General features: G+C 70.1%; 21 protein-coding genes. 14 read left to right on the top strand and 7 right to left on the bottom strand.

The window, feature by feature from the left end; translation table 11 throughout:
• The first annotated feature begins 147 nt into the window (after positions 1-147).
• The 9 genes from BJY18_RS33410 (at position 148) to BJY18_RS33450 (ending at position 9,865) form a co-directional block, all read left to right on the top strand.
• Complete coding sequence (locus tag BJY18_RS33410) at positions 148-984, top strand: HpcH/HpaI aldolase family protein (RefSeq protein WP_184783838.1); 837 nt, start codon at positions 148-150, stop codon at positions 982-984.
• Entirely contained in the window at positions 981-2,030 is a 1,050-nt protein-coding gene (locus BJY18_RS33415; RefSeq protein ID WP_246459046.1) for an amidohydrolase family protein, read from the top strand. The genes BJY18_RS33410 and BJY18_RS33415 overlap by 4 nt, the downstream gene beginning before the upstream one ends.
• A complete protein-coding gene (locus BJY18_RS33420) occupies positions 2,027-3,682 on the top strand; it encodes a thiamine pyrophosphate-binding protein (RefSeq protein WP_184783839.1) in 1,656 nt (551 codons plus the stop codon). The genes BJY18_RS33415 and BJY18_RS33420 overlap by 4 nt, the downstream gene beginning before the upstream one ends.
• On the top strand, positions 3,682-4,578 hold the full coding sequence (locus tag BJY18_RS33425; protein WP_184783840.1) for a substrate-binding domain-containing protein: 897 nt from the start codon (positions 3,682-3,684) through the stop codon (positions 4,576-4,578). Before BJY18_RS33420 ends, BJY18_RS33425 begins: the two co-directional genes overlap by 1 nt.
• 19 nt (positions 4,579-4,597) lie before the next feature.
• Entirely contained in the window at positions 4,598-5,467 is an 870-nt protein-coding gene (locus tag BJY18_RS33430; protein WP_184783841.1) for an amidohydrolase family protein, read from the top strand.
• An 18-nt stretch (positions 5,468-5,485) separates the two neighbouring features.
• A complete protein-coding gene (locus BJY18_RS33435) occupies positions 5,486-6,571 on the top strand; it encodes an ABC transporter substrate-binding protein (RefSeq protein ID WP_184783842.1) in 1,086 nt (361 codons plus the stop codon).
• 77 nt (positions 6,572-6,648) lie between these two features.
• Complete coding sequence (locus tag BJY18_RS33440) at positions 6,649-8,430, top strand: ABC transporter permease (RefSeq protein WP_184783843.1); 1,782 nt, start codon at positions 6,649-6,651, stop codon at positions 8,428-8,430.
• Positions 8,427-9,578 carry an ABC transporter ATP-binding protein gene (locus tag BJY18_RS33445; RefSeq protein WP_184783844.1) on the top strand — a complete coding sequence of 384 codons (1,152 nt, stop codon included), beginning with the start codon at positions 8,427-8,429 and terminating at the stop codon, positions 9,576-9,578. Before BJY18_RS33440 ends, BJY18_RS33445 begins: the two co-directional genes overlap by 4 nt.
• Before the next feature lie 80 nt (positions 9,579-9,658).
• Complete coding sequence (locus tag BJY18_RS33450) at positions 9,659-9,865, top strand: hypothetical protein (protein WP_184783845.1); 207 nt, start codon at positions 9,659-9,661, stop codon at positions 9,863-9,865.
• Positions 9,866-10,299: 434 nt separating this feature from the next.
• Here BJY18_RS33450 and BJY18_RS33455 read toward each other — a convergent pair whose 3' ends face one another.
• A complete protein-coding gene (locus BJY18_RS33455) occupies positions 10,300-10,824 on the bottom strand; it encodes a hypothetical protein (RefSeq protein WP_184783846.1) in 525 nt (174 codons plus the stop codon).
• A 158-nt stretch (positions 10,825-10,982) separates the two neighbouring features.
• Complete coding sequence (locus BJY18_RS33460; RefSeq protein ID WP_184783847.1) at positions 10,983-11,915, bottom strand: LysR family transcriptional regulator; 933 nt, start codon at positions 11,913-11,915, stop codon at positions 10,983-10,985.
• A gap of 87 nt (positions 11,916-12,002) precedes the next feature.
• Here BJY18_RS33460 and BJY18_RS33465 point away from each other — a divergent pair, with 87 nt between their 5' ends.
• Genes BJY18_RS33465 through BJY18_RS33480 form a run of 4 tightly spaced genes read left to right on the top strand, consistent with a single transcriptional unit; the run spans position 12,003 to position 15,942 of the window.
• Positions 12,003-13,157 carry an acyl-CoA dehydrogenase family protein gene (locus BJY18_RS33465; protein WP_184783848.1) on the top strand — a complete coding sequence of 385 codons (1,155 nt, stop codon included), beginning with the start codon at positions 12,003-12,005 and terminating at the stop codon, positions 13,155-13,157.
• Positions 13,154-13,951, top strand: coding sequence for an HpcH/HpaI aldolase/citrate lyase family protein (locus BJY18_RS33470; RefSeq protein WP_184783849.1), 798 nt, complete (start codon positions 13,154-13,156; stop codon positions 13,949-13,951). Before BJY18_RS33465 ends, BJY18_RS33470 begins: the two co-directional genes overlap by 4 nt.
• A gap of 24 nt (positions 13,952-13,975) precedes the next feature.
• Positions 13,976-15,133, top strand: a complete 1,158-nt coding sequence (locus BJY18_RS33475; RefSeq protein ID WP_184783850.1) for a CaiB/BaiF CoA transferase family protein — start codon at positions 13,976-13,978, stop codon at positions 15,131-15,133.
• Entirely contained in the window at positions 15,130-15,942 is an 813-nt protein-coding gene (locus BJY18_RS33480) for an HTD2 family dehydratase (RefSeq protein ID WP_184783851.1), read from the top strand. The genes BJY18_RS33475 and BJY18_RS33480 overlap by 4 nt, the downstream gene beginning before the upstream one ends.
• A gap of 111 nt (positions 15,943-16,053) precedes the next feature.
• Here BJY18_RS33480 and BJY18_RS33485 read toward each other — a convergent pair whose 3' ends face one another.
• From BJY18_RS33485 to BJY18_RS33500, 4 genes are read right to left on the bottom strand one after another with little or no spacing between them, the layout of a single operon-like run.
• Positions 16,054-17,349 (bottom strand): MFS transporter, encoded by a 1,296-nt coding sequence (locus tag BJY18_RS33485; RefSeq protein ID WP_184783852.1) that lies wholly within the window; start codon positions 17,347-17,349, stop codon positions 16,054-16,056.
• Between the two features lie 12 nt (positions 17,350-17,361).
• Positions 17,362-18,516, bottom strand: a complete 1,155-nt coding sequence (locus tag BJY18_RS33490; protein WP_184783853.1) for a M20 family metallopeptidase — start codon at positions 18,514-18,516, stop codon at positions 17,362-17,364.
• A complete protein-coding gene (locus tag BJY18_RS33495; protein WP_184783854.1) occupies positions 18,513-19,721 on the bottom strand; it encodes a dipeptidase in 1,209 nt (402 codons plus the stop codon). The genes BJY18_RS33490 and BJY18_RS33495 overlap by 4 nt, the downstream gene beginning before the upstream one ends.
• 28 nt (positions 19,722-19,749) lie before the next feature.
• Positions 19,750-20,868, bottom strand: a complete 1,119-nt coding sequence (locus tag BJY18_RS33500; RefSeq protein WP_184783855.1) for a CapA family protein — start codon at positions 20,866-20,868, stop codon at positions 19,750-19,752.
• Between the two features lie 124 nt (positions 20,869-20,992).
• On the opposite strand from BJY18_RS33500, the gene BJY18_RS33505 reads away from it, so the two are divergent.
• The gene (locus BJY18_RS33505) at positions 20,993-21,796 is read left to right on the top strand and encodes an IclR family transcriptional regulator (protein WP_184783856.1); all 804 of its coding nucleotides are present in this window, start codon (positions 20,993-20,995) and stop codon (positions 21,794-21,796) included.
• Here the strand turns inward: BJY18_RS33505 and BJY18_RS33510 are convergent.
• Positions 21,771-22,607 (bottom strand): alpha/beta fold hydrolase, encoded by an 837-nt coding sequence (locus tag BJY18_RS33510; protein ID WP_246459048.1) that lies wholly within the window; start codon positions 22,605-22,607, stop codon positions 21,771-21,773. The two genes, BJY18_RS33505 and BJY18_RS33510, sit on opposite strands and share 26 nt — an antisense overlap.
• Between the last annotated feature and the right edge of the window lie 339 nt (positions 22,608-22,946).

Raw genomic sequence — 22,946 nt, forward strand, 5'->3', positions numbered from 1 at the left:
ACGAGACGCGTTTGATGCACGCGCGTGATGGATGCCGAGGACTCCCGGGATTTATGCACGTTGCTTATCAGTCCGCTTCGTCTGTGCCTTGAGCAAGCCGGGGGCGCGACTTACGTTCGTGTCATGGCACTGACGGAAGGTCGGCTCATGGCTCGGTTGAACGGCGTCATCGATCGCCTTGAGCGCGGCGAGACAGTCTTCGGCACCTTCGCCGCCGGCGAGCCGTCCACCGCGATCTCGCTGCGTGACGCGGGTTATGACACGGTGCTGTTCGAGACGGAACACAAGCCGTGGGACCCGCCCGGGCTGCGTGACGCGCTCCAGTACCTGCTGGACCGCCGGCAGGTGCACGAGGCCACCGGGCTCGCGCCGGCGACCACGCCGATGGTCCGGATTCCGCCCAACGGAGCGGAACATTCGCAGTGGCACGCCAAGCAAGCACTCGACCTCGGTGCGTACGCGGTGGTCTGGCCGCATGTCGACACTGTCGAAGAAGCGCGGAACGCGGTGGCCGCGTGCCGGTATCCCAGCGTCGGCGGCGACGGGCTGCGGGGTGACAGTCCCGCATGGGCGGCGCGGTACTGGGGCGTCCCGGTGGCCGAGTACTACGAGCGGGCGGATGTCTGGCCGCTCGTACCGCACGGCGAGATCCTGGTCGCAGTGATGATCGAGAGTGTCCGCGCGGTCGAGAACCTCGAAGACATCCTCCGGGAGACACCGGGGATCGGGTTCGTGATGGTCGGCGAGGGCGATCTGAGCCAGGAGCTGGATCTGCCACGCCAGTACGACCATCCGACCGTCCTGGCCCACAAGCGCCGCATCCTCGAGGTCTGTGCGAAGCACCGGGTCGCCGTGGCCCATCCGCACGTGACGGAGGCCAATGTGGACGAAGTGGTCGAACACGGGTATCGGCTCCTGTTCACCGCGCCGGTCCTCAGCCATCCGGGGCTGGACCGCGGCCGGGCGATCACGGGCCGGTCATGAGCGAGACGGGTGCACCGATGTACGTGGACTGCCATGCCCACTTCACCAGCGTGCCGCACGTGGTGAAGCAGTGGCGGAACCGCCAGATCGCCGAGTACGAGCAGCACGGACGGCGGCTGTCGGCCGATGGGCTGGAGCTCTCCGACGACGAGCTGGCCGAAGCCCTCTCGAACGGGCCGGTCGCGCTGCAGGACCGGCACCGTATCGAGCTGTCCCTGCTCTCCCCGATCGCGGGCCTGATGGCACACCACTACGGCGACCAGGAAACGAGTGTGGTGTGGAGCAGGCTGAGCAACGAGGTCATCCATCGCGCCTGCCGGCTCTTCCCCGATCGGTTCGCCGGCGTCTGCCAGCTGCCCCAGTCGCCCCGCGGCGGGATCGACGCCAGTGTGGCCGAGCTGCGCCGCTGCGTCGAGGAGTTCGGATTCGTGGGGTGCAACCTCAACCCCGACCCGTCCGACGGCCACTGGCAGGCGCCGCCGATCACCGATCCGTACTACTACCCGCTCTACGCCGAGATGGTCGAGCTGGGCGTGCCGGCGATGGTGCACGCCTCGATGTCGGCCAACCCCGCCGTGCAGGGCACCTGCGCGCACTATCTCAACGCCGACATCACGGTGTTCATGCAGCTGTGCCAGTCCGACCTGTTCGACCGGTTCCCCGATCTGCGGTTGATCCTGCCGCACGGCGGCGGAGCCGTCCCGTACCACTGGGACCGGTACCAGGGCGTGCTGTACGACCAGGGACGCGGCGACCTGCTCGACATCATGGGCGACAACATCTCGTTCGACACCTGCCTCTACGGGCAGCGGGGCATGCAGCTGCTGGTGGACACCGTGCCCGCGAAGAACCTGCTCTTCGCCTCGGAGATGATCGGCGCGGTCCGGGGCGTCGACCCCTCGACGGGCCGCCGGTACGACGACACCCGTTCGCTGCTGGAGTCGACAGGCGGTCTGTCCGAAGTGGACCTTGCCGCGATCGCTTCGGCCAACGCACTCCGGGTCTTCCCGCGGCTGGCCCGGATCATGGACGAGAGGAACGCATGACCAAGGTTTACGAGGCCATCGCCGACGCCTTCGTGGCGGAAGGGACCTCCCATGTCTTCGGCATGCTGGGTGACGCCAACATGCACTGGTGCAACGCCGTGGCCGAGCGGGGCGCGACGTTGCTGGACGTGCGCCACGAAGGTTCCGGCCTGACGATGGCGGACGGCTGGGCACGCGCCACCGGCCGGCCCGGCGTGGCGTCGGCGACCATGGGTCCCGGCGTCACCCAGTTGGCGACCGCGCTGGTGGCAGCCAACCGCGCGCGCACGCCGCTCGTGGTCTTCGCCGGTGAGGCTGCGCTGTCGGACCCCGGTGACTCCCAGTACCTCGACCAGCGCAAGTTCGCCGACGCCGTCGAGTGCGGTTTCGTGTCCGTAGCGGCGCCGTCGCGAGCGCACGCCGCCGTGCGTGCGGCGTTCTTCCAGGCCCGCACGACGTCACGACCGGTGATGGTCAGCGCGCCGATGGACGTCCAGCTGGCGGAGTACGAGGGCCCGGCGGAATATCTGCCCTCCATCGGGCTGATCGACGCCACTGCGGTGCAGCCCGACCCGCAGCGCGTCGAGGACGCCGCCACGATCATCGCCGAAAGCGAGCGCGTGGTGCTTCTCGTCGGGCGGGGCGCGCGCGGCCCGGAAGTGGCCGAGCTCGTCCTCCAGCTCCAGGACAAGACCCACGCGCTGCTGGCCACCACCCTGCAGGCGATCAACTGGTTGCGGGACAGGACGCCTTACCACGCCGGGATTGCCGGCGGCTACGGCACGAGGATCGCGCACGAGCTGATGGGCGAGGCCGACTGCGTGATCGCGGTCGGTGCCGGCCTCAACCAGTACACGACGTGGCACGGCCGGCTCTTCCCGAAAGCCGACATCGTCCACATCGACCGCGCCGAGCAGGTCGTGCCGGGCGCGGGCGGTCCGGTCGACTGCTACGTGCGGGGCGATGCCCGGCTGACGCTGCGGCAGCTGCTCGTCGCGCTGGAGGACCGGACCCCGTCGGGCGCCGGCTATCACACGCCGGTGGTTCTCGAACGGCTGCGCGAAGCGACGATCCTGCGCGAGCCGTTCCACCGCGAGGACGGCAGGCTCGACCCGCGCGAGGTCGTCCTCGCGCTGGACGAGTCCATTCCCGAACGAGTGCCGCTGGTACTGGGCAGCGGTCACCAGACCGACTTCGGGACCATGCTGTTCGCCCGTCCACGGGAGGTCGTCTCCAACTACGGGCTCTTCGGCGCCATCGGTCAGGCGCCGCTGCTGACGATGGGCTGGTCGCTCGGGCGCGAAGGACGGCCCACCTTTGTGGTCGAGGGCGACGCGAGCTTCATCATGCACCTCGCCGAGTTCGACACCGCCTGCCGGTACGGCTGGCCCGTGCTGGTCGTGGTGATGAACGACGAGGCACTCGGCGCCGAGTACCACAAGTCCGAAGCCCACGGGCTGCGCCGGGAGCTGTCCGCGATCCGCTCGCCGGATCTCGGGGCCGTGGCCACCGCGATGGGCGGCACCGGCGCGACCGTCCGCACGATCGAGGATCTCGGGAAGGCGGTCGGCGAGTTCGTCGCGGCGCCCAAGCCGACGGTCGTCGATGTCCGGATCTCACGTGCGGTCATGAGTGTGCCGTTCCGGCGGCTCTGGCGTGGGGAGGAGATCTGATGCGGCGCCTCACCGCGGCGCTGCGGCGCTCTCCGCAGACCGAGCCACTGCTGGGCGGCACGGTGTCGCTCGACGGCTGCACGCTCGACCTGCAGGACGTCTCGCCGATCCACGAAGCCTTCGCTCCGATGGTCCGCGACCTGCGTTACGACGTCAGTGAACTCGCCCTCGCCACGCTGCTGCAGGCCGTCGAAGCCGGCGTGCAGATCGCCGCGCTACCGGTGGTCCTGCTCGGGAACTTCCCGCATCGTGCGCTTTACGTGTGGGGCGAGGAAAACCGGATCGCTCCGGCCGAGCTGGCGGGCCGCAGGGTCGGCGTGCGCGCGTACAGCCAGACCACCGGACTGTGGGCGCGCGGGATCCTCGGTGACACCTATGGGGTTCCCTCGGATGAGGTCACCTGGGTCACCACCGAGGGGTCCCATGTGGACACCGCGAAGGATCCGGCCACTGTGGAGCGGACGTCCGGGACGCTGGTCGACGCCCTGCGTGCGGGCGATCTCACGTCGGTCGTACTCGGTGCCCCGTTCGCCGCCGGGATCGACGAGCTGATCCCGTTGCTCCCGGACTGGGAGGAGCAGCAGGAACGGTTCTACGACCAGCGCGGCTGGGTGCCCGCCAACCATCTCGTCGTCGTCCGGCGCGAGCTGCTCCGGTCCGAACCGGACCTGATTCGCGGGCTCTACCGCGGACTGGCCGCGAGCATCGACGCCGGTCTGCGCGCGGAGCCTGCCGGGACGGTCCGGGCACGCGCCGTCCGGTACGGCATCAGTCCGGGCCTGCTCGACATGCTCGGGACCGCGATCCGGTACGCGCGCGAACAAGAGGTCATCCACCGCGAGATCGACGCCGCGGACCTTTTCGCCGACTTCGAGAAGTACGTCGGCGAAGCCTGAGCAGTTCCGAGGAGGAGCAATGACGCCCTGGTACTTCGACACCCACACCCACGCCGTCTCCGGTGACACCGGCAGCTACCCCGTGCGGCCGCTCGGCGGGATCCGGTCCGGCTGGTCGCGCACCCGCCCGGTCGACGGGGACGGGCTGATCGCCGAGCTCGACGCGGCGGGCGTGCGCCACGCGGCGCTCGTGCAGGCGTCGACGGTCTACGGGTTCGACAACCGGTACGCCGCGGACGTGCTGGCCCGGTATCCCGATCGGCTCGTCGGGGTGTGCTCGGTCGACTTCGTGTCCGACGAGGCCGTGCACGACCTGAAGTACTGGATCGAGGACCGGGGCTTCCGCGGCGTCCGCATCCGGATCGCCGACGGGGACACGAAAGTGAACGCGTCCGCCCGCGTGACCCTGTCCGACGAGCGGATGCGCGCCGTCTGGGACTACGTCGACGACCACGGCGTCCCGGTGTGCGTCCAGATGCATTCGAAGAACACCCCGGAACTGCTGGGAGTGCTCGAAGAACATCCGGCGCTGACGATCGTGCTCGACCACGCCGGCCGTCCGGACGCCTCGGGCGCACCGGACTACCCGATGCTGGCCGAGCTCGAACAGCTCGCGCGGTTCACCGGGGTGCATCTCAAGATCACGCCCGGCGCCCTGCGCAGGCTCGGGAACGAGCCGGGCGCCGATGTCGAGGCGGTACTGCGGCGGCTCGCGCAGAAGTTCGGCACCGGCCACCTGATGTGGGGCTCGGACTTCCCGGCCGCCGAGGGCTCGCTGCGGCAGTCCAGGGCGCTGGTGGAAAGCGCGCTGTCCTGGTTGCCGGAAACCGAGCGCCAGGCGGTGCTCGGGCACACCGCGGCCCGCGTCTACGGCGTGCACGCCGGCTGAGCGGCTGCGGAGGAAACGATGAGGATCCTACGAGGTGACACCCCGCCGCGGCGCGGATTCGCGGTCGCCGGACTGGCGCTGCTCCTCGGCGGTGCGACGGCCGGTTGCGGCGGAGAGCTGCAGTCCGCCGACCTTCCGCCCACCCTGGCCGGGCTTGTCGAGCAGGCGAAGAACGAGGGCGCGGTCAGCTGGATGGCGGCGAAGCCCCGGGCGCAGATGCAGCCACTGATCGACCTCTTTCAGCGGAAGTATCCCGGCATCGAGGTCAAGTACACCGAGACCAAAGCGCCGAACGAGGCCAGCGAACTCAACGTGCAGCAGGCCGCACGGCGGGTGTCGGTGGACGTCGTCAACGCGGTCGGGCAGACCGTGGTCCCGTCCGTGCCGATGGCCGACAGCATCGACTGGCAGGCCTACGGTGTGGCCGAGGACGCCGTCTTCGAAAAGAACTTCGTCTACTCGTGGGCCGCTCCCAAGGTCTGGGCCTACAACACGACGAAGGTCGAGCCCGCCGATATCCCGAAGACCTGGGACGACCTGCTGGCGCCGCGGTGGTCCGGCGGACGCGTGGCGGCGGACTCGCCCGCCCAGTTCATGACCGTCTGGGGGCTCGACCCCGCCAGGACCGAGGCCGGCGCACTCAGCTGGGCGAAGAAGTTCGCCGCGCAGACCCCGCACTACACGCCGACGGTGAACGAAGCGGAGGCACTCGTGGAGTCCGGACAGGCCAGCATCGGCACCAGCCTCGTGAACCTCGTACTGCAAGCGAAGGCCAAGGGGGCGCCGGTCGACATCGCGCCACTGTCACCGACCAGCGCGAGCGAGGCGTACCTGTACGTGCCGAAGGGGGCGCCGCACCCCGCGGCCGGGGCGTTGCTGACCTCGTTCCTCTCCTCCGGCGAAGCGCAGCAGACGCTCGCCGAGAACTACAACTCACGGGTTCCCGACAGCACCGACTGTTCGGACCCCGGACAGAGCCCCGCGCTGGCCGCGATGTGTACCGCCGGACTGAGCTGGTTCCCGACCCCGACACTCGACTACTACCGCAAGCTCACGACGTTCTTCCCCGAGGCACAGAAGGCCCTCGGGACGGACATCGGCTAGGGCTGCCTCGGCCCGCAGGCGATGCCGCGAGCCGGTGAGGAGGAGGCAATGGTGCTTCACACACGGGAGAGTCCGTCATGAGCCAGACCGAGGTCGGCAGCCCGCCGACGCCGCCGCCCGGCTCCGCGGAGCCGCCACCGCCGCGGCTCGCGCCGGCCGGAGATGGTCGCGGCCGGTTCGCCGGGCGGCTGGTCAACCTGGTGATGATCCTGCTGGTCGGGTACCTCGTGCTCGTCCCGCTCGTGATCCTGATCTACTCCAGTTTCAAGTCGTCGACGACCCGGCTGCCCTTCCAGGTCCCCGGGTTCTCGCTCGACAACTTCCGGCAGGTCTTCGAGTCCAGCCACTTCGCGTCGGTCACGCTGAACACGGTCCTCTACGTGGTGGGCTCACTGGTCATCGCGCTGGTACTGAGCACAGGGCTGGCCTACCTGATGGAGCGGACCGACATTCCCGGCAGGCGTTTCCTGTCCCCGATGGCGCTGTCCCCGATGGCCGTGCCCGTCACCGTGATGGCGATCGCCTGGGCGCTCGTGGCCAACCCGGTCAACGGCCCACTGGCCGTGCTGCTTCGGGAGACTGTCGGTCTGCAGGTGGACATCTACTCGCTGCCGGGCATGATCCTGGTGATGGGCATCTTCGGGGTGCCGAGCATGTACCTGATGATCGCGCCCGCCTTCGCCCGGCTGAATCCCGAGCTGGAGGAGGCGGCGGCGACGATGGGTGCGCCGTTGCGGCGCCGCCTGCGGCTGATCGTGCTCCCGCTGGTCATGCCCGCCGTGTCGGCCGCGGCCATGCTGTTCGTCGTCGTGGCGCTGGAAGGCTTCGCCATTCCGGCGATTCTGGGGCTGCCGAAGCAGATCTTCGTGTTCAGCAGCCAGATCCAGTACTACGTGGAGCCGCCGACCGGGTTGCCCGACTACGGACAGGCCAGCACCTACGGCGTCCTGCTGCTCGCCGTTTCGCTGGTGATGCTGATGGTGTACCGGCGGCGCACGAAGGACGCGAACCGGTTCCGCGTGGTGGTCGGCAAGGCGTACCGGCCGAGCCGCGCGGAACTCGGGCGCTGGCGGATCCCGATCTTCGTCGTGGTCTGCCTGTACCTGTTCGTCGGGATCGGCCTGCCCATCCTGACGCTGCTCTGGACGAGCCTGTCCCCGTTCGTGCGGCCGATCACCGCGTCCGGATTCGGGTCGATGACCCTGTCCAACTACGCGCACATCTTCACCGCGCCGGACATCGGGCAGACGGTGCTGAACACGGCGTTGATCGTGTTGTTCACCGCCACCGCGAGCACCGCGCTCTCGACCTGGATCGCGATCGCGGCCGCGCGAAAGCAGTTCCCCGGCAGCAAGTTCCTGTTCGAGGCCACGTCGTTGGTTTTCGGCATTCCCAGCGTGGTACTCGGGTTCGCGATCCTGTTCCTGTACGTCTTCGTTCCGGTGCCGCCGATCTACGACACCGTGTGGATCATCGTCGTCGCGCTGGTCGCACGGTATCTGCCGCGCGGGTCGCGGATGATGCAGACCGCGCTGCTGCAACTGGACGACGGGCTGGTCGAAGCCGCCCGGGTCACCGGTGCCCGGCCCGCCACCGTGACCAGGACGGTGCTTCTGCCCCTGCTGCGCCCGGCGCTGCGGAAGACCTGGTTGTGGGTTTTCGCCCAGTCGCTCGGCGAACTGCCGATCGCGCTGGTGTTGACCAGTTCGGACAACCGCACACTCGTGGTGCAACTGTGGGACACCTTCACTTCGAGCGGCGACTACCCCGGGGCCAGCGCGCTGGCCGTGGTCATCCTGGCCATCTCGTCCGTCGCGGTGTGGCTTGTCAACCGAGACGGCACCATGGAGGAATCATGAACAACGCTGCCGGGGCACCGGAAGCCGCGAGTACCGATTCGATCGTCGTCAGCGCGCTGCGCAAGTCCTACGAGCGCGCGCCCGGCAGCGATGCCACCTACGCGATCGACGGCGTCTCGTTCGACGTGCCCCAGGGACAGTTCGTCACCCTGCTCGGGCCCAGCGGCTGCGGCAAGACCACCACCCTGCGGTGCGTGGCCGGGCTCGAGCAGGCCCAGGAAGGCCGCATCGAGATGGGCGGTCAGGCCGTGTTCGATGCCGCGGGGAAGCGGTTCGTGCGCCCGGAGGACCGGCCGATCGCGATGGTGCCGCAATCCTACGGCATCTGGCCACACATGAAGGTCGTCGACAACGCCGCGTTCCCGTTGCGCCACGGGCGGAACCGGCGCAAGGTCAAGGACGTGCGCGAGCGTGCCGTGCGGATGCTGGACCAGGTCGGGCTGGGCGCGATGGCCGATCGCTGGGCGACTCAGCTCAGTGGCGGGCAGCAGCAGCGCCTGGCGTTCGCCCGCGCGCTGCTGTGCGAGCCCGAGGTGCTCCTGCTCGATGAGCCACTGTCCAATCTGGACGCCAAGCTGCGGGCGAAACTGCGGCAGGAACTGCGCTCGTTCCAGGAGCAGTTCGGCGTTTCGGCGTTGTACGTCACGCACGACCAGGCCGAAGCGCTGGCGCTCTCGGACAAGGTCGTGGTGATGAACCACGGCCGGGTCGAGCAGATCGACGCACCGGAGCGCATCTACGACCGGCCGCGCTCGGCCTTCGTCGCCGACTTCATCGGAAGCGCCAACCTGTTCGCCGTGCACGACGTCTCCCAGCCGCGCGCGGACGGCAGTGTGGTGGCCAAGACCGAAGTCGGTGCGCTGGTCTGCGGGTCCTCGTCGGACGGCACCGGTGACGGTGGTTTCGTGTGCGTGCGTCCGGAGAACATCGCGGTCCGGCTCGTCGACGACGGAGCCCCCGAGCCCGCGGACAACGAGTTCCGCGGCACGGTGCTCAGCTCCGAATTCCTCGGCGACCGGCTCGAACTGGTGGTGCGGTCGGCCGGGACCACCACGAAGGCGTTCGCCCGCTCCGGTTTCGGCGCCCGCCCCGGACGAGAGGTGACGCTGAAGCTCGACCCGGCCACGACGAGGTACCTCCCCGGCTAGTGCAGGTGCGAATCGCCGAACCGGCCTGACTCGGCCGGGGAGGCTGGGGAGACCCGCTCGACCGCGATGTCGAGGCCGTGGTGGACGACGTCCTCGACGAACTGGTCTCCGTGGAAGGCGCCTGGCACGACTACGGCGTGGCCGTGAACCCGACGACGTGGACGGTCGACCACGAAGCAACCGTACGAGAGCGCGCCAAGCGGCGCGCGGATCCCGCCCGCACACGCCGCGGACTCGGCCGCGAAGCGGCCATCCAGCGCGCCCGCATCCAGCACCGGATTGCGTGAGCACGGGGCGAAGGACACCGGTCGACGCCGCGGGCTTCTTGCTCCTGTAGGTGCGTTTGCCGGGTCAGCGGTGTGGGTCGCGAATCGCCGGTCCGCGACCCACACCCGGCCGGCACGGGCTCGGATGGCTCAGCGGGGGAGCGGCTGCCCTTTGGTCTCCGGTCCGCGACGTGCCCAAAATCCCTTGATGTCACGATCCAGAATTTCCTCGGACGACTGTGACGGCTCGCAACCGCATGGATCGCATCCGGCCGGCGAACCGCGGCCAACCCAGACGCCCCGCTGTCCGAATCGGCGCGCACCCGGACAAGGTCGGCGCGGAGGCCGATGACCGCACGGTCGCCGTCAGCAGACTTCGTGGGCTTCGCGTGCCGACCGGAAGTGGGCACCGGAGAATCACGCACCGGCGACCCGCCACGACCATCACCAGGAAGCTAAGAGAAGCGTTCGACACCGGTCCTCCGCTTTGACCACCGGTACAACGTCGGCGGGATTCCGGCCAGCAAGGCAGTGGCAGAAATGCAGAGACCGACCAGGAAGACCGGGATGTCACTTTCGAAGCCGCTTCCTCGCGGGCCGCGGAAGAAGAGGGGGCCTGCGCCCAGCACGGCGGCCCCGATGGTGCTCAGGCCGATCGCGGCTACTGTCGAGAGCCTGAGACGCTTCTCCCAGGGCAGGAGCTGGGCAGGCGGGTGCTGGCCGCCCCTCCTCCGCAGCCGGACCACGGCTGCCGCGATGCCGGCCAGCAGGCCCGCCCCCGCTGCACACCAGCCGAGGAACAAAAAGCCGATCGCACCGAAATTGACGCCGGGCCCAGACGGCTCGGCGATCGCCATCAGGGCTCCCGTGGCCAGCAGCAGGTCACCGGCGACGATCAGCCCGACCGCGGTGACGGGCAACGACTTGACAGTGGTTCTCATGATTCCTTCCTGCTGGCTGGCGTCTGCGCGCGACGGCATGGCTGGCTATTCAGGACTCCCGCGTTATGAAGGTCCGCCGCCAGGGCGCCGTCAGACCAGCCGTGTGTTTCGACTGCTGCTGTTGATGACTTCGCTGTTGGGCACGGGCTGCACAGAGCGGCTTCCGCGGCCGCGGGTCGGCGGCGGCCGGTGTGGGGTCACCCGGTGTGGGCCACGCTGGCGGTCGGCCAGGTGCCGTTCTGGACCAGGCGTTGGGTCACCCGGGCGATCTCGGTGGCGGCGACCTCCGCGGCGGGCGGGTTGCGGCCGGCTCGTGGCAACGCCAGGACGATGGTGCGGGAGATCGCGGGATCGACGATCGGGCCGCCCAGCAGTCGTCCGGCTGCCACGTCTTCGGCGACACCGGCGGCGGGAAGGACACTCCACCCGGTGCCGGCGGCCACCAGCTTCTTCTGCACCGGCATCGAGTTGGTCTGGCACACGATCGTGGGCGCCGCGGCCGCGGCGCCGAGCGCTTCGTCCACGAGGGTGCGCAGGCCGTGTCCCGCGACCGGCAGGATCAGCCGGTTCTCGCACACCCGGTCCCAGGTGAGCGCTTCGCGGCCGAGCTCCGCATCGGGGGGCGCGATGGCCCACAACGCTTCGCGCAGCAGCGGGGTGACGGCGATCGACGGCGTCGAGTTCACGTTGTACAGCAGGCTCATGTCCACCGCGCCGTCGTCGAGCCACTGCCGTAAGTGACCGGAGAACGCGCTCAGGATCCGCACGTCGATGCCCGGGTGCCGGCGCCCCAGCACCTCCACCAACGGCGCGGCCACGAGTTCGACGGTGCTTTCCAGCAGCCCGATCGTGACGATGCCTCGTACGTGCTCGCGGTCCGGGCGGATCTCGGCGCGGGCCCGGTCCAGTTCGAGCAGCGCGCGTCTCGCGCGCTCGGCGAGGACTTCGCCCGCCGGCGTGAGGGTCATCCCCTGGCTGCTGCGCTCGAAGAGCGGGACCCCGACCTCGTCCTCCAGGGCGCGGATGTACCGGCTGACCGCGGGTTGCACGACGTGGAGCAGGCGCGCGGCCTTGGTGACGCTGCCGGTGTCGCCGACGGTCACCAAGGCCAAGAGCTGCTTGAGTTCCACCCTGTTCCCCCGCTATGCCGGACCGACCTAGGCATATCACGGATCGGCATTTCCCACGACCTGTCATCACGAGCCAGGATGACGGCCATGTACGAACTCAGCGCAGACGAGACCGCGATCGTCGACGCCGTCCGCGAGTGGGTCGACCGGGAGGTCGAGCCCGTGGTGCAGACCCTGGAACACGCCGACACCTATCCCGAAGCCCTGATCGAGCAGATGAAGCGGATGGGCGTTTTCGGGCTCGCCATCCCGGAGCCGTGGAACGACGCCGGTGTGTCCACCCCGTGTTACGCCGCGGTGACCGAGGAGCTCGCCCGCGGGTGGATGAGTCTCGCCGGCGCCATGGGCGGGCACAGCGTCGTCGCCAAGCTCCTGCTCCGCTACGGAACCCCGGCGCAGCAGGACCACTACCTGCCGAAGCTGGCCACCGGGGAGATCCGGGCGACCATGGCGCTCACCGAACCCGGCGGCGGATCCGACCTGCAGGCCATCCGCACCGTGGCCCGGAAGGACGGTGACGACTACGTCGTCACCGGGTCCAAGACCTGGATCACCAACGCCCGCCGCTCCCAGCTGGTCGCGCTGCTGTGCCGCACCGACCCGACCACCGAGCCGAAGCACCGCGGCATCAGCATTCTGCTGGTCGAGAAGGGGCCTGGTTTCGAGGTGTCCCGCGACCTGCCGAAGCTCGGTTACAAGGGCGTGGAAAGCTGCGAGCTGTCCTTCACCGACTTCCGCGTGCCCCGCAGCTCGTTGCTGGGCACGGTCGAGGGCGAGGGGTTCGCGCAGATGATGCGCGGGCTCGAGATCGGCCGCATCCAGGTGGCGGCGCGAGCGCTCGGCGTCGGCGCCGCCGCTCTCGCGCGCGCGATCCGGTACAGCCAGGAACGCGAAAGCTTCGGGCAGCCGATCTGGCAGCACCAGTCGATCGGCAACTACCTCGCCGACATGGCGACCGGGCTGACCGCGGCCCGGCAGCTCGTCCAGTACGCCGCCCGCCGCTACGACTCCGGCGAGCGTGCGGACATGGAAGCGGGGATGGCGAAGCTGTTCGCCTCGGAGACGGCCATGCAGATCGCGCTCGACGCGGTGCGGATCCACGGCGGCTACGGCTACTCGACGGAGTTCGACGTCGAGCGGTACTTCCGTGACGCGCCGCTGATGATCGTCGGCGAGGGCACCAACGAGATCCAGCGCACCGTCATCGCGCGGCAGCTCGTCAAGCGGAACCCGCTGCGATGAGGCCCGCGGCCACCTGGCTCTTCGTGCCCGGCAACGCTGCACGGCGCTTCGCCAAGGCGGCGGCCGCGGGCGCCGACGCCGTCGTCATCGACCTCGAAGACGCGGTGCGCCCTGAGGACAAGGACACCGCTCGCGCCGAAACGCTCCGCTGGCTGTCCGACGGCGGCCAGGCATGGGTCCGCCCCAACGCCGCCGGCACGCCGTGGTTCGAGGCGGACATCGACGCCGTCGCCGGCGCGAGCGGGCTGCTCGGCGTGCTCGTGCCCAAGGCGGAGGACTCCGCGTCCCTGGCCGCGTTGTCGGCACGGCTGGCACCGGACATGGCGGTGGTGGCGCTGATCGAGACCGCGTCCGGGCTGCATCGCGTGCACGACGTCGCCACCGCGCCCGGGGTGACCCGGCTCGCGTTCGGTGCGCTCGACCTCGCCGCCGACCTCCGAGCCGACGAGACCGGTGAGGCGATGCTGTTCGCGCGAGCCACGATCGTGCTCGCCTCCCGGGTGGCCGGCTTGCCGGCGCCGATCGACGGCCCCTCGACGGTCGTCCACGACGCCGACGCGGTGACGGCGTCGGCCCGTTACGCCAGAAGTCTCGGCTTCCGCGGCAAGCTCTGCATCCACCCCGCCCAGATCGAGCCCACGGCCCGAGGCCTGGCCCCCAGCACGGACGAAATCGCGTGGGCCCGTGAAGTGCTTCGGGCGGCGGATGGATCGGCGGGCGCGGTCACCGGTCCCGACGGACGAATGATCGACAAGCCGGTGCTCGACCGGGCCCGTGCCATCCTCCGGCTCTGAAGTGCCGGCCACGAAAGGCTTTCCATGCTTCCTCTCGAAGGCACGACCGTCGTCGCGCTGGAACAGGCGGTCGCCGCTCCCTTCGCGACCCGGCAGCTCGCCGACCTCGGCGCCCGCGTCATCAAGGTCGAACGCCCCGGCGCCGGGGACTTCTCCCGCGGCTACGACCGGACGGTCCACGGCGACTCCAGCTACTTCGTCTGGCTCAACCGCGGCAAGGAGTCGATCGAGCTGGACATCAAGGACGCGGACGACCGCCGCGTGCTCGACGCGATGATCGCGGCCGCCGACGTGGTGATCCAGAACCTCGCACCGGGCGCGGTGGGCCGCCTCGGCCTCGACGCCGCGACCCTGCGGGCGGCCCGTCCCGATCTCGTCCACTGCTCGATCTCGGGGTATGGCCCCGGCGGCCCGTACCAGCCGAAGAAGGCCTACGACCTGCTGATCCAGTGCGAGGCCGGGCTCGTCACCGCGACCGGCACGCCGGAGCAGCCGAGCAAGGCCGGGGTTTCGATCGCGGACATCGCGACGGGCATGTACGCCTACTCCGGCGTTCTCACCGCGCTGCTGCGGCGAGCCACCGAAGGTGCCGGCGCGACCATCGAGGTCGCCATGATCGACGCGTTGGCGGAGTGGATGGTCCAACCGGCGTACCACGCGGTCTACGGAGGTGCGGAGACCCGCCGGACCGGGGCGAAGCACGCGTCGATCGCGCCCTACGGGCCCTACCGGGCCGGAGACGGCAACCAGGTTTTCCTGGCCGTCCAGAGCGACCGCGAATGGGTTCGGTTGTGCCGGGAGGTGCTCCGGCGCCCGGACCTCGCCGACGACCCGCGGTTCGTCCACAATCCCGAACGCGTCGCCCACGACTGCGTGATCGGGCCGCTGATCGAGTCGGCGTTCGCCGCGTTCGACGCCGACCGGGTCGTCGCACTGCTCGACAGCGCCGGGATCGCCTGCGCCCGCCTGCGCCGGCCGGGTGAGCTCTTCGACCATCCCCAGTTCGCCGCGCGTGATCGCACGCGGCAGGTCCGGGCTCCCGGTGGTGTCGTCCAGGCGCTGCTGCCGCCGGCCGACCTCGACGAAGCCGAGCCGGTGCTGGGGCCGGTGCCCCGGCTGGGCGAGCACAACGACGCTCTCCGCGTCGAATTCGGGTTCCGGCGCGAGGAGGTCACCCCGTGACCGAGCGCACCGAAGTGCTGCAACCGGAGCCCGCCGTGGCGCTGGCCCGGCTCCTCGGCGTCCCCCCGCCGAACCTCGACACCGACGGGTTGCCCCTGCTGTGGCACTGGGTCTACCTCCTCGACCGGCCACTCCAGGCCGACCTGGGGCCGGACGGTCACCCCGTGCGCGGCGTCGTCCCGGCCCCGCCCGCGCCCGGACGCCGGCGCATGGCGGCCGGGGGTCGGGTCACCCGGACCGGGCCGCTGGTCGTCGGCCGGGCCGCGACCCGGCGCACCGAAATCGTGTCGACGACGGACAAGACGGGACGGTCGGGCCCGCTGACCTTCGTCGTCGTCCGGCACACCCTCAGCCAGGACGACGGGGTGAAGGTCATCGAGGAGCAGGACATCGTCTACCGCGACGCCGCACCGGCCGCTACCCCGGCCGGCTCGGCGACGGCGGCCACCCCGGTGCCGCTCGAAGCGGACGAGCGGGCGTTCCCGGTCGACCCGACTGTCCTGTTCCGCTTCTCGGCGTTGACCTACAACGCCCACCGCATCCACTACGACCGCGACTACGCCCACGACGTCGAGGGTTATCCGGGGCTGGTCGTCCACGGCCCACTGCAGGCGTTGGTCATGGCGGAAGCCGTCCGCGCGACCGGAGCGACGGCCACCGCCATCGACTACCGCGTCGTCGCGCCGCTGCTGCACCACCAAGGTCTGGTGGTGCGTTCCCCCGCAACCGGCTCGTCCCGGCGGGTTTCCGTCCGCGACCACGGTGGCCGGGTCACCGCGAACGGGTTGGTCGAAACGCCCGCTGGGTAAGGGAAAGCATGATGAGGGCGCGTGCCGGAGCGTAAGCCGGCTTCGCCGAGAGCGACGACGTCGACCGCTGCACCCGAGGTCGTGGTGTCCAGCGACCGATCGCCGTCCGCGTCAGTCGATGTCCTTGTCCTTCGTCTCGGGCATCGTCAGGTAGACGATCAGGCCGATCGCGGCGGCGATCGCGCAGTACAGCCACACCCACGTCCCGAGCCCGTTGGTCGTCAGCCACGTGGTGAGATACGGGACCGTGCCGCCGAACACCGCGACCGACAACGCATAGGGGAGACCGATGCCGGTCGCCCGGACCTCCGGCGGGAACTGTTCGGCCATGACGGCCGCGACGTTGGCCGAATAGCCGAGCAACAGGACCAGCCCGGCGACCTGGACGAGCAGCAGCAGCCGGAAATCGCCGTTCAGCAGCCGGAAAGCGGGCCACGCGAGCAGCAGGAACCCGCCGGCGAACGCCACCATGGTGGGCTTGCGGCCGATCCGGTCGGACAGCATCCCGGCGAACGGCAAGAGGACCACGAAGGTGACGAGCCCGATGACGTTGGCCAGCAGCGCCTGGCTGAGCGGGATGTGCGTGGACACGGACGCGTAGGTGGGCAGGTAGGTCAGCCACATGTTGTAGAGCACGACGCCGGCGATGTTCAGGCCGAAGACGCGCAACGCCGCCTTCGGGTGCTGCCGGAGCATCGTCACGAGGGCGTTGCGCCGGCCGCCGCGGGTTTCCCCGCGGTGGAACGACGGCGTTTCTTCCACCGAGCGACGCAGCCAGAGCCCGGCGAGCCCGAACAGCGAAGCGACCACGAACGCCAGGCGCCAGCCCCAGCTCTCCAGCGCCTGCCGGGGCAGCGCCGACGTCACGATCGCGCCCATGCCCGAGGCGATGAGGATGCCCGCGCCGACCGAGACCTGCTGCCACGATCCGGCGAACGCGCGGCGACCGGGGCCCGCGGACTCCACGAGGAAGGCCGACGCCGAGCCGAATTCACCCCCGGCGGCGAAGCCCTGCGCCATGCGCGCGATCACCAGGATGATCGGCGCCGCGAGGCCGACCTGGGCGTAGGACGGCGAGACCCCGATGACGAACGTCGCCGCGGCCATCAGGCCGATCGTGAGCACGAGGCCCTTCTTGCGGCCGTGCCGGTCCGCGTAGGCGCCCATGATCGCGGCGCCGATCGGCCGCACGACGAAACCGACGGCGAAGATGGCCAAAGTGGACAGCAGCGCCGCGCTGTCGTTGCCCGGTGGGAAGAAGTGGTGCGCGAAGACCGACGAGAACGTCGTGTACACCGCCCAGTCGATGAACTCGACGGCGTTGCCGATGCTGCCGGCGACGAGCGCCCGGTGGTTGCCCCGTCCGGTCTTTTCCGTCGGGGCCGTGCTGAGCCGAGTGGGTTCCATGGTCGTTTTCCCTCAGTCCCCGGAGGTCGTCAACCGACCCCGGATCGGTGCGGACTGTGCGACGTCCGCGATCGTGAGCGCCATCGCCAGGCCGCCGTCGCGCACGAACCGGTCGCCTTCCGCGCCACCGGCCGCGACCGCGAAGGCGGCGGTGTGATTCCCGTCCTCCGCCGGCAGGTCGAACGACAGCATGGGGTGCAGCGCGGGGAGCACCTGCGAGACGTTGCCCATGTCGGTCGAGCCGAACAGTTTCTCCGGGTAGTCCGGAAAGGTGCGGCCCACGGCCTTCGCGTGGGTCTCGAACAGCGCGGCCAGGTCCGGGTCGTGCCGGAACTCGCGGTACAGCGAGGGCTGCGTGGTGAAGTCCACCGCGGCCCCGGCCGCGAGAGCGCCGGCTTCGAAGCATCTGCGAACCCGCGCCCACACCTCGTCGACCTCCACGATGGTGTCGCAGCGGATCATGCACTCGGCCACGGCCCGGTCGGGGATGACGTTCACGGCCGAACCGGCCTCCTGCACAACGCAATGGACCCGGACACCGTCGCGCAACTGCTGCCGCAGCAGTCCGATGGCGGTCTGCGCGACCACCATCGCGTCCGCGGCGTTCAGCGCGTTCCACGGTCGCGACGCGTGACCGCCGCGGCCGGTGTACTCGATCTGCCACGACCGCGAGGCCCGGAACTGCGGACTGACGACGTCCTTCAGCGACGGGTGCACCATCATCGCCGCGTGTGTCCCCGCGAAGACACCGCGGTTGACCATGATCTCCTTGCCCGTGCCGCGTTCCTCCGCCGGCGTGCCGAACACCTTGAGCGTCAGCCCCAGCTCATCGGCGAACGGCACCAGCGCCAGCGCCGCGCCCACCCCCGCCGCGGCGATCGCGTTGTGCCCGCAGCCGTGCCCGATCCCGGGGAGCGCGTCCATCTCGGCGCAGATGCCGAACACCAGCTCACCGGAACCCACCGAGGCCACGAACGCCGTGGGCAGGTCTGCCACCTGCTTCTCGACGGAGAACCCGTGCCGGGCCAAGACGTCGACGATGGCCGCGGAGGTTCGGTGCTCCTCGAAGGCGAGCTCCGGGTCGGCGTTGATGGCGTGCGACAGAGCCAGGACGTCGTCGAGGTTCCGCGCGAAAGTGTTCTCGATCTGGTTCTGGATGCCGGTCATCGCCACACCTCGGTCAGCAGTCGCAGGATGTTGCCGCCGAGCACGGCGGTGATTTCGTCGTCGCGGTACCCGTGCTCGACGAGCCAGCCGGCGATGTTGCGGAAGTTCTCGGTCGGGTTCTCGAGCCCGTCGACGTGGCTGACCCGCTCCCACTCGAGGTCACCCGCGTCGAACACGGTCGACGAGCCGATCACGTCGCTGATGGCCTTCTGGAAGGCGGCGTGGTCGCCGTAGAGCGTGTCCGGGCCGAACGCGACGTGCTCGATGCCCATCAGCTCGACGGCGTGCGTGAAGTGGTCCATCACCGACTCGATCGACTGCGCGCGGTGGTCGTAGGACACCGTCGTGTGCGGTGCCGCCTCGATCCCCAGCACGCCCCCGCGCTCCGCGCAGGCCTTGAGGACGTCGTCCGGCTTCATCCGTGTGATGGGCCAGACCGCCCGCGCGCCGGCGTGCGTGATCGCGATGGGCTTGGCCGACGCCTCGATCGCGTCCAGGCAGGTCCGGTCACTCGCGTGGGAGACGTCGACGAGCATGCCCACGGCGTTCATTCGCTCCACCGCGCGCCGGCCGAAGGCGGTCAGGCCGCCGTCGTGCTGCTCCTTCTGGCCGCTGCCGAGCGTGTTCGCCTCCGAGTAGACCAGGCCCATCTGCCGGATCCCCAGTCCGTAGAGGACGTCGATGCGGTCCAGCTCGTTCTCGATCATGCCGGCGGACTCGGTGCCCAGCACGAAGGCGACGTGCCCGTCGCGCTGGGCGTCGAGGATGTCTCCGACGGTGCGAGCGACGACGGCACCGTCCTGGTGGGCGAGGTCGGCGAGCCGCAGGCCGAGCGTCGTGACGAGGTCGTCCCACTTCCAGCCCGCCCGGCGGGTGCTGCCGATGACGCCGAACCAGTTGTCGAAGACCGCGGTCAGTCCGGCTTTGTGCAGCTCGGCGAACGCGGTGAACTCGTGCTTGGCGCGCAGGAAGGCGGGCGTGTCCGCGGAGTCGGCCGGCAGCAGCTGCGGATGGTCATGGAAGCTGATGGTCACGTTGTCCGCCAGCAGGCGGTCGATCCGCGCCCGCCGGTCGTCGTCCGGACCGGTGGTGAAGCGGCTTCGGCGAATACTCGGATCGGACAGTTCGACGGCGGGGAAGTCGGCTCCCCGTCGGAGGTAGGGAAACGATTCGTAGTCGCCAGGTTTGGCGGCGGGACTGTACATCGAAACGCTCCTTGGTGGTCGGTGGCGGTCAGGCGGTGGCAGCGCGCCGGACGGTGCCGTCGTCGTCCACGACGATGGCCGGGTCCAGGTCCCTGGACGTCCCGGCGACCTGCGCGAGGATCGACGCGGCGACGTCCGGCCGGGGGATGACCGGCTGGCTGTCCGGGTCGAGTTCGATCGGGTCGAGGCGCAGGGTCGGGCCGGCGCCGCCCAGCCCGACGCGGAACACGGCGCTCTCGAACCACGGGCCGCGCACCAGCGCCGGGCGGTAGGGGGCCGACGGATGGGCGTCGTGCTTCGGCACCATCGATTCGGCGTTCCAGCCGTCGCACCAGTCGAAGACGAAGTTGCCTGTGGAGTAGAGGATCAGCCCGTTCCGGTGGAACTCCACGGGGTGCAGGCAGTGCGGGTGGTGCCCGATGACGAGGTCGACACCCGCGTCGATCAATCGCCTGGCCAAGGGCTGCTGGTACTCGGCCAGCGGCCCCTGCGCCGCGGGCAGGTAGCAGTGCGGGACGCCCCAGTGCAGTGCCACGACGACGAAGTCGTTGCGCCGCTTCGCCTCCCGGACCAGAACCTCGGCCGCCCGCACGTCCGGCTCGTGGGCGCTGGAGTGGACGAACGGCGGCGTCCCCGGCGTCTCGTCCAGAAAGCCGCTGTCGTATTCGAAGGACTGACGCACCCGGATTGCGCCGATGCCCGCGCGGTCCGCGGTCGCGTCGAAGCCCCGCGGTAGTGCGCAGCAGAAGCTGAAGAACGCGAGGCTTTCGCCGCCGGCCGAGACGACTCGGGCGCGCGTCGCTTCGGCGCGCGTCTCCCCGAAGCCGGCGTGGCCGACTCCCGCGGCGTCCAGCGCGCGGACGGTGTCGCGCATTCCCTCGGCGCCGTAGTCCAGCGCGTGGTTCATCGCCAGGGACACCAGGTCGAACCCGAGGTCGGCCAGCTCCGCGGCACCCGACGTCGGCGCCCGCATGGCGACCAGCTTTTCCGCGCGCTGCCCCCGTCCGGTGAGCGGGACTTCGAGGTTGCCGATCGTCAGGTCGCCGCCGCGCAGGAGTCCGAACGCCGAAGCGCCGGGGTCCGAGCGGCCGCCGGGACGGCGCGGCCACCCCGAGACGACGACGTCGCCCACAACAGTCAGATCCATGGGAACTCCGTTCCATAATATGGCACGCTGTGCCGCACAGTAGACCGACTTTCTCGGCGTTGTAAAGAGACAGCCGTGCCGGGATGAGGTACGGATGTGCGTCCAGTGGTACGGTCCTGACCTCATGGGCACAGCAGGTGACGGCGGCGAACCGGACAAGCCGAACAGCAGCATCCGGTCGATGAACAGCGTGCTGAGCACCCTCCGCGTCTTCGAGGAAGTCGCGGTGCGCCAGCCGATCGGCGTCTCGGAACTGGCCCGCGTGACGGGCATCCCCAAGAGTTCGGTTCAGCGCTGCCTGGTCACCCTCGAACAGGCCCGCTGGCTCCGGGTCGTGGACCGGGAGCACGCGCGGTGGGGCGTCACGATGAAGGCGCTCGTGCTGGGTCTGCGCAGCGCGGGCGAGCAGGATCTGCGTGAAGTGGCGACGCCGGTCATCAAGGGGCTGGCCGGCGAGACCGGCGAAACGGTGCTCCTCGGCCTGCGCGACGGCGATGACTACCTGATCGTCGCGCGCGAGGACAGCTCGCAGCTCGTCCGCGTGTTCATGGAGATCGGAACGCGGGTGCCGCTCGGAGCGACTTCGGGGGGCGTCGCGATCTTCGCCCGCCTCGAACCCGGCGAGGTCGACGAAGTCCTGCGGGCCGAGCCCCGGGAGTTCGAGGGCGCGCCGCTGCTCGCTCCCGACGAGCTGCGGAAGGAGATCGCCCGGACCGCCGAGCGTGGCTACGCCATGAACATGTCGTCGTGGTACCGCCCGCACGTCGCTTCCCTCGGCGCGGCGATCACCAACGCGGCCGGACGACCCGTCGCGGCGGTCACGTTGAGCATCCCGGAGATGCGATACCAGTCCGCGCAGGAGGAGCAGCTGGCGAAGAAGGTCGTCGCGGCCGCGGACGAGATCAGCCGCCTGCTCTCGTCCCCGTGACGGCACGGGCGTCTCGAGCGCTCACGACGCCGGCGATGAGCTCGGCCGTCCCCTCCGGTGACTCCACCGGGAAGTGGTGACTGCCGAGGTCGACGAGCACCACGTCGACCCGGCCCGCCAGGCGGTCGAGGGCTTCGGGGGTGACCAGTTCGCGCACGCCGAACACGGTGATCGGTTGCTTCACGCCGGCGAGCGCCTCGTCCATGTCCCAGGCGACGAGACCCTCGAACGCCCGCGTCCCCGCCGGCTGCCGCACCGCGGCCATCTTGGCGAAGTGCGCGTCCTTGAGCGCCGGGTCAGTCCCCGGGGGCGAGCCGGACTCGACCATGGCGCGGACCAGCCCGGCGAAGTCGTCCTGCAGCGGCCGCAGTAATCCTTGGGCTTGCTCGTCGTCCATGGCGCCGAAGAGGAAGAGGTAGTGCAGGGCGTCGAGCGCCATGATGTGCCGGACTCGCTCGGGACACAGCCGACCGGTCTCGACCGCCACCGCCCCGCCGAGTGAATGCCCGGCGACGGCGCACTCGGTCACCTCCTCGGCGTCGAGGACCGCGGCGACGTCGCGCGCGAACTCCTCGATCGTCCAGACGTCGCGCGCCGAACGCGATTCGCCGTGCTCGGCGAGGTCGACCGCGAGCACCCGGTATCCGTCCGGCAGAAACCCTGTCAGCGCGTCGAAGTCCGTCCGGTCGCACGCCCAGCCGTGGACGAGCACGACCGTGGGTCCCTCGTCCGGTCCGCTGATCGAATACCGGATGGACGTCCCGTCCGGCCGGCGGACTCCGCGGCTGTCCGGCACCCGGTTCATCGCCATTCCTTCTCCTTGTGCCGCTATGTGGTACAGTGTCTCGTTGAGTAGCATGACGGTAAGGGCGCCGTGAGGACATGTCAATCGCCGGAGCCGTGCCGGGGATCGGCTCGTCCACGGCGGCCGGGTCGTGGCCGCTGGTCGTCTCGGCGCGGTCCGCCGCGGTACTGGCCACGCAGGCCGTGCCCTTGATCGCGCCGACCGGACCGAGACCGGCGGCGGCTGCTCCTGGCGTCGCGCCCGAGATAAGCCATCAGCCGGGCAGAACCGGCTACGTGCGGGCGCCGGGGGGCGCTCGTCGCCGTTCCGGTTCGGCTGCCGGGCCAGGTGCCGTCGCACCGGGAA

Origin of the sequence: Amycolatopsis jiangsuensis, assembly GCF_014204865.1 — a bacterium.
GTDB lineage: Bacteria > Actinomycetota > Actinomycetes > Mycobacteriales > Pseudonocardiaceae > Amycolatopsis > Amycolatopsis jiangsuensis.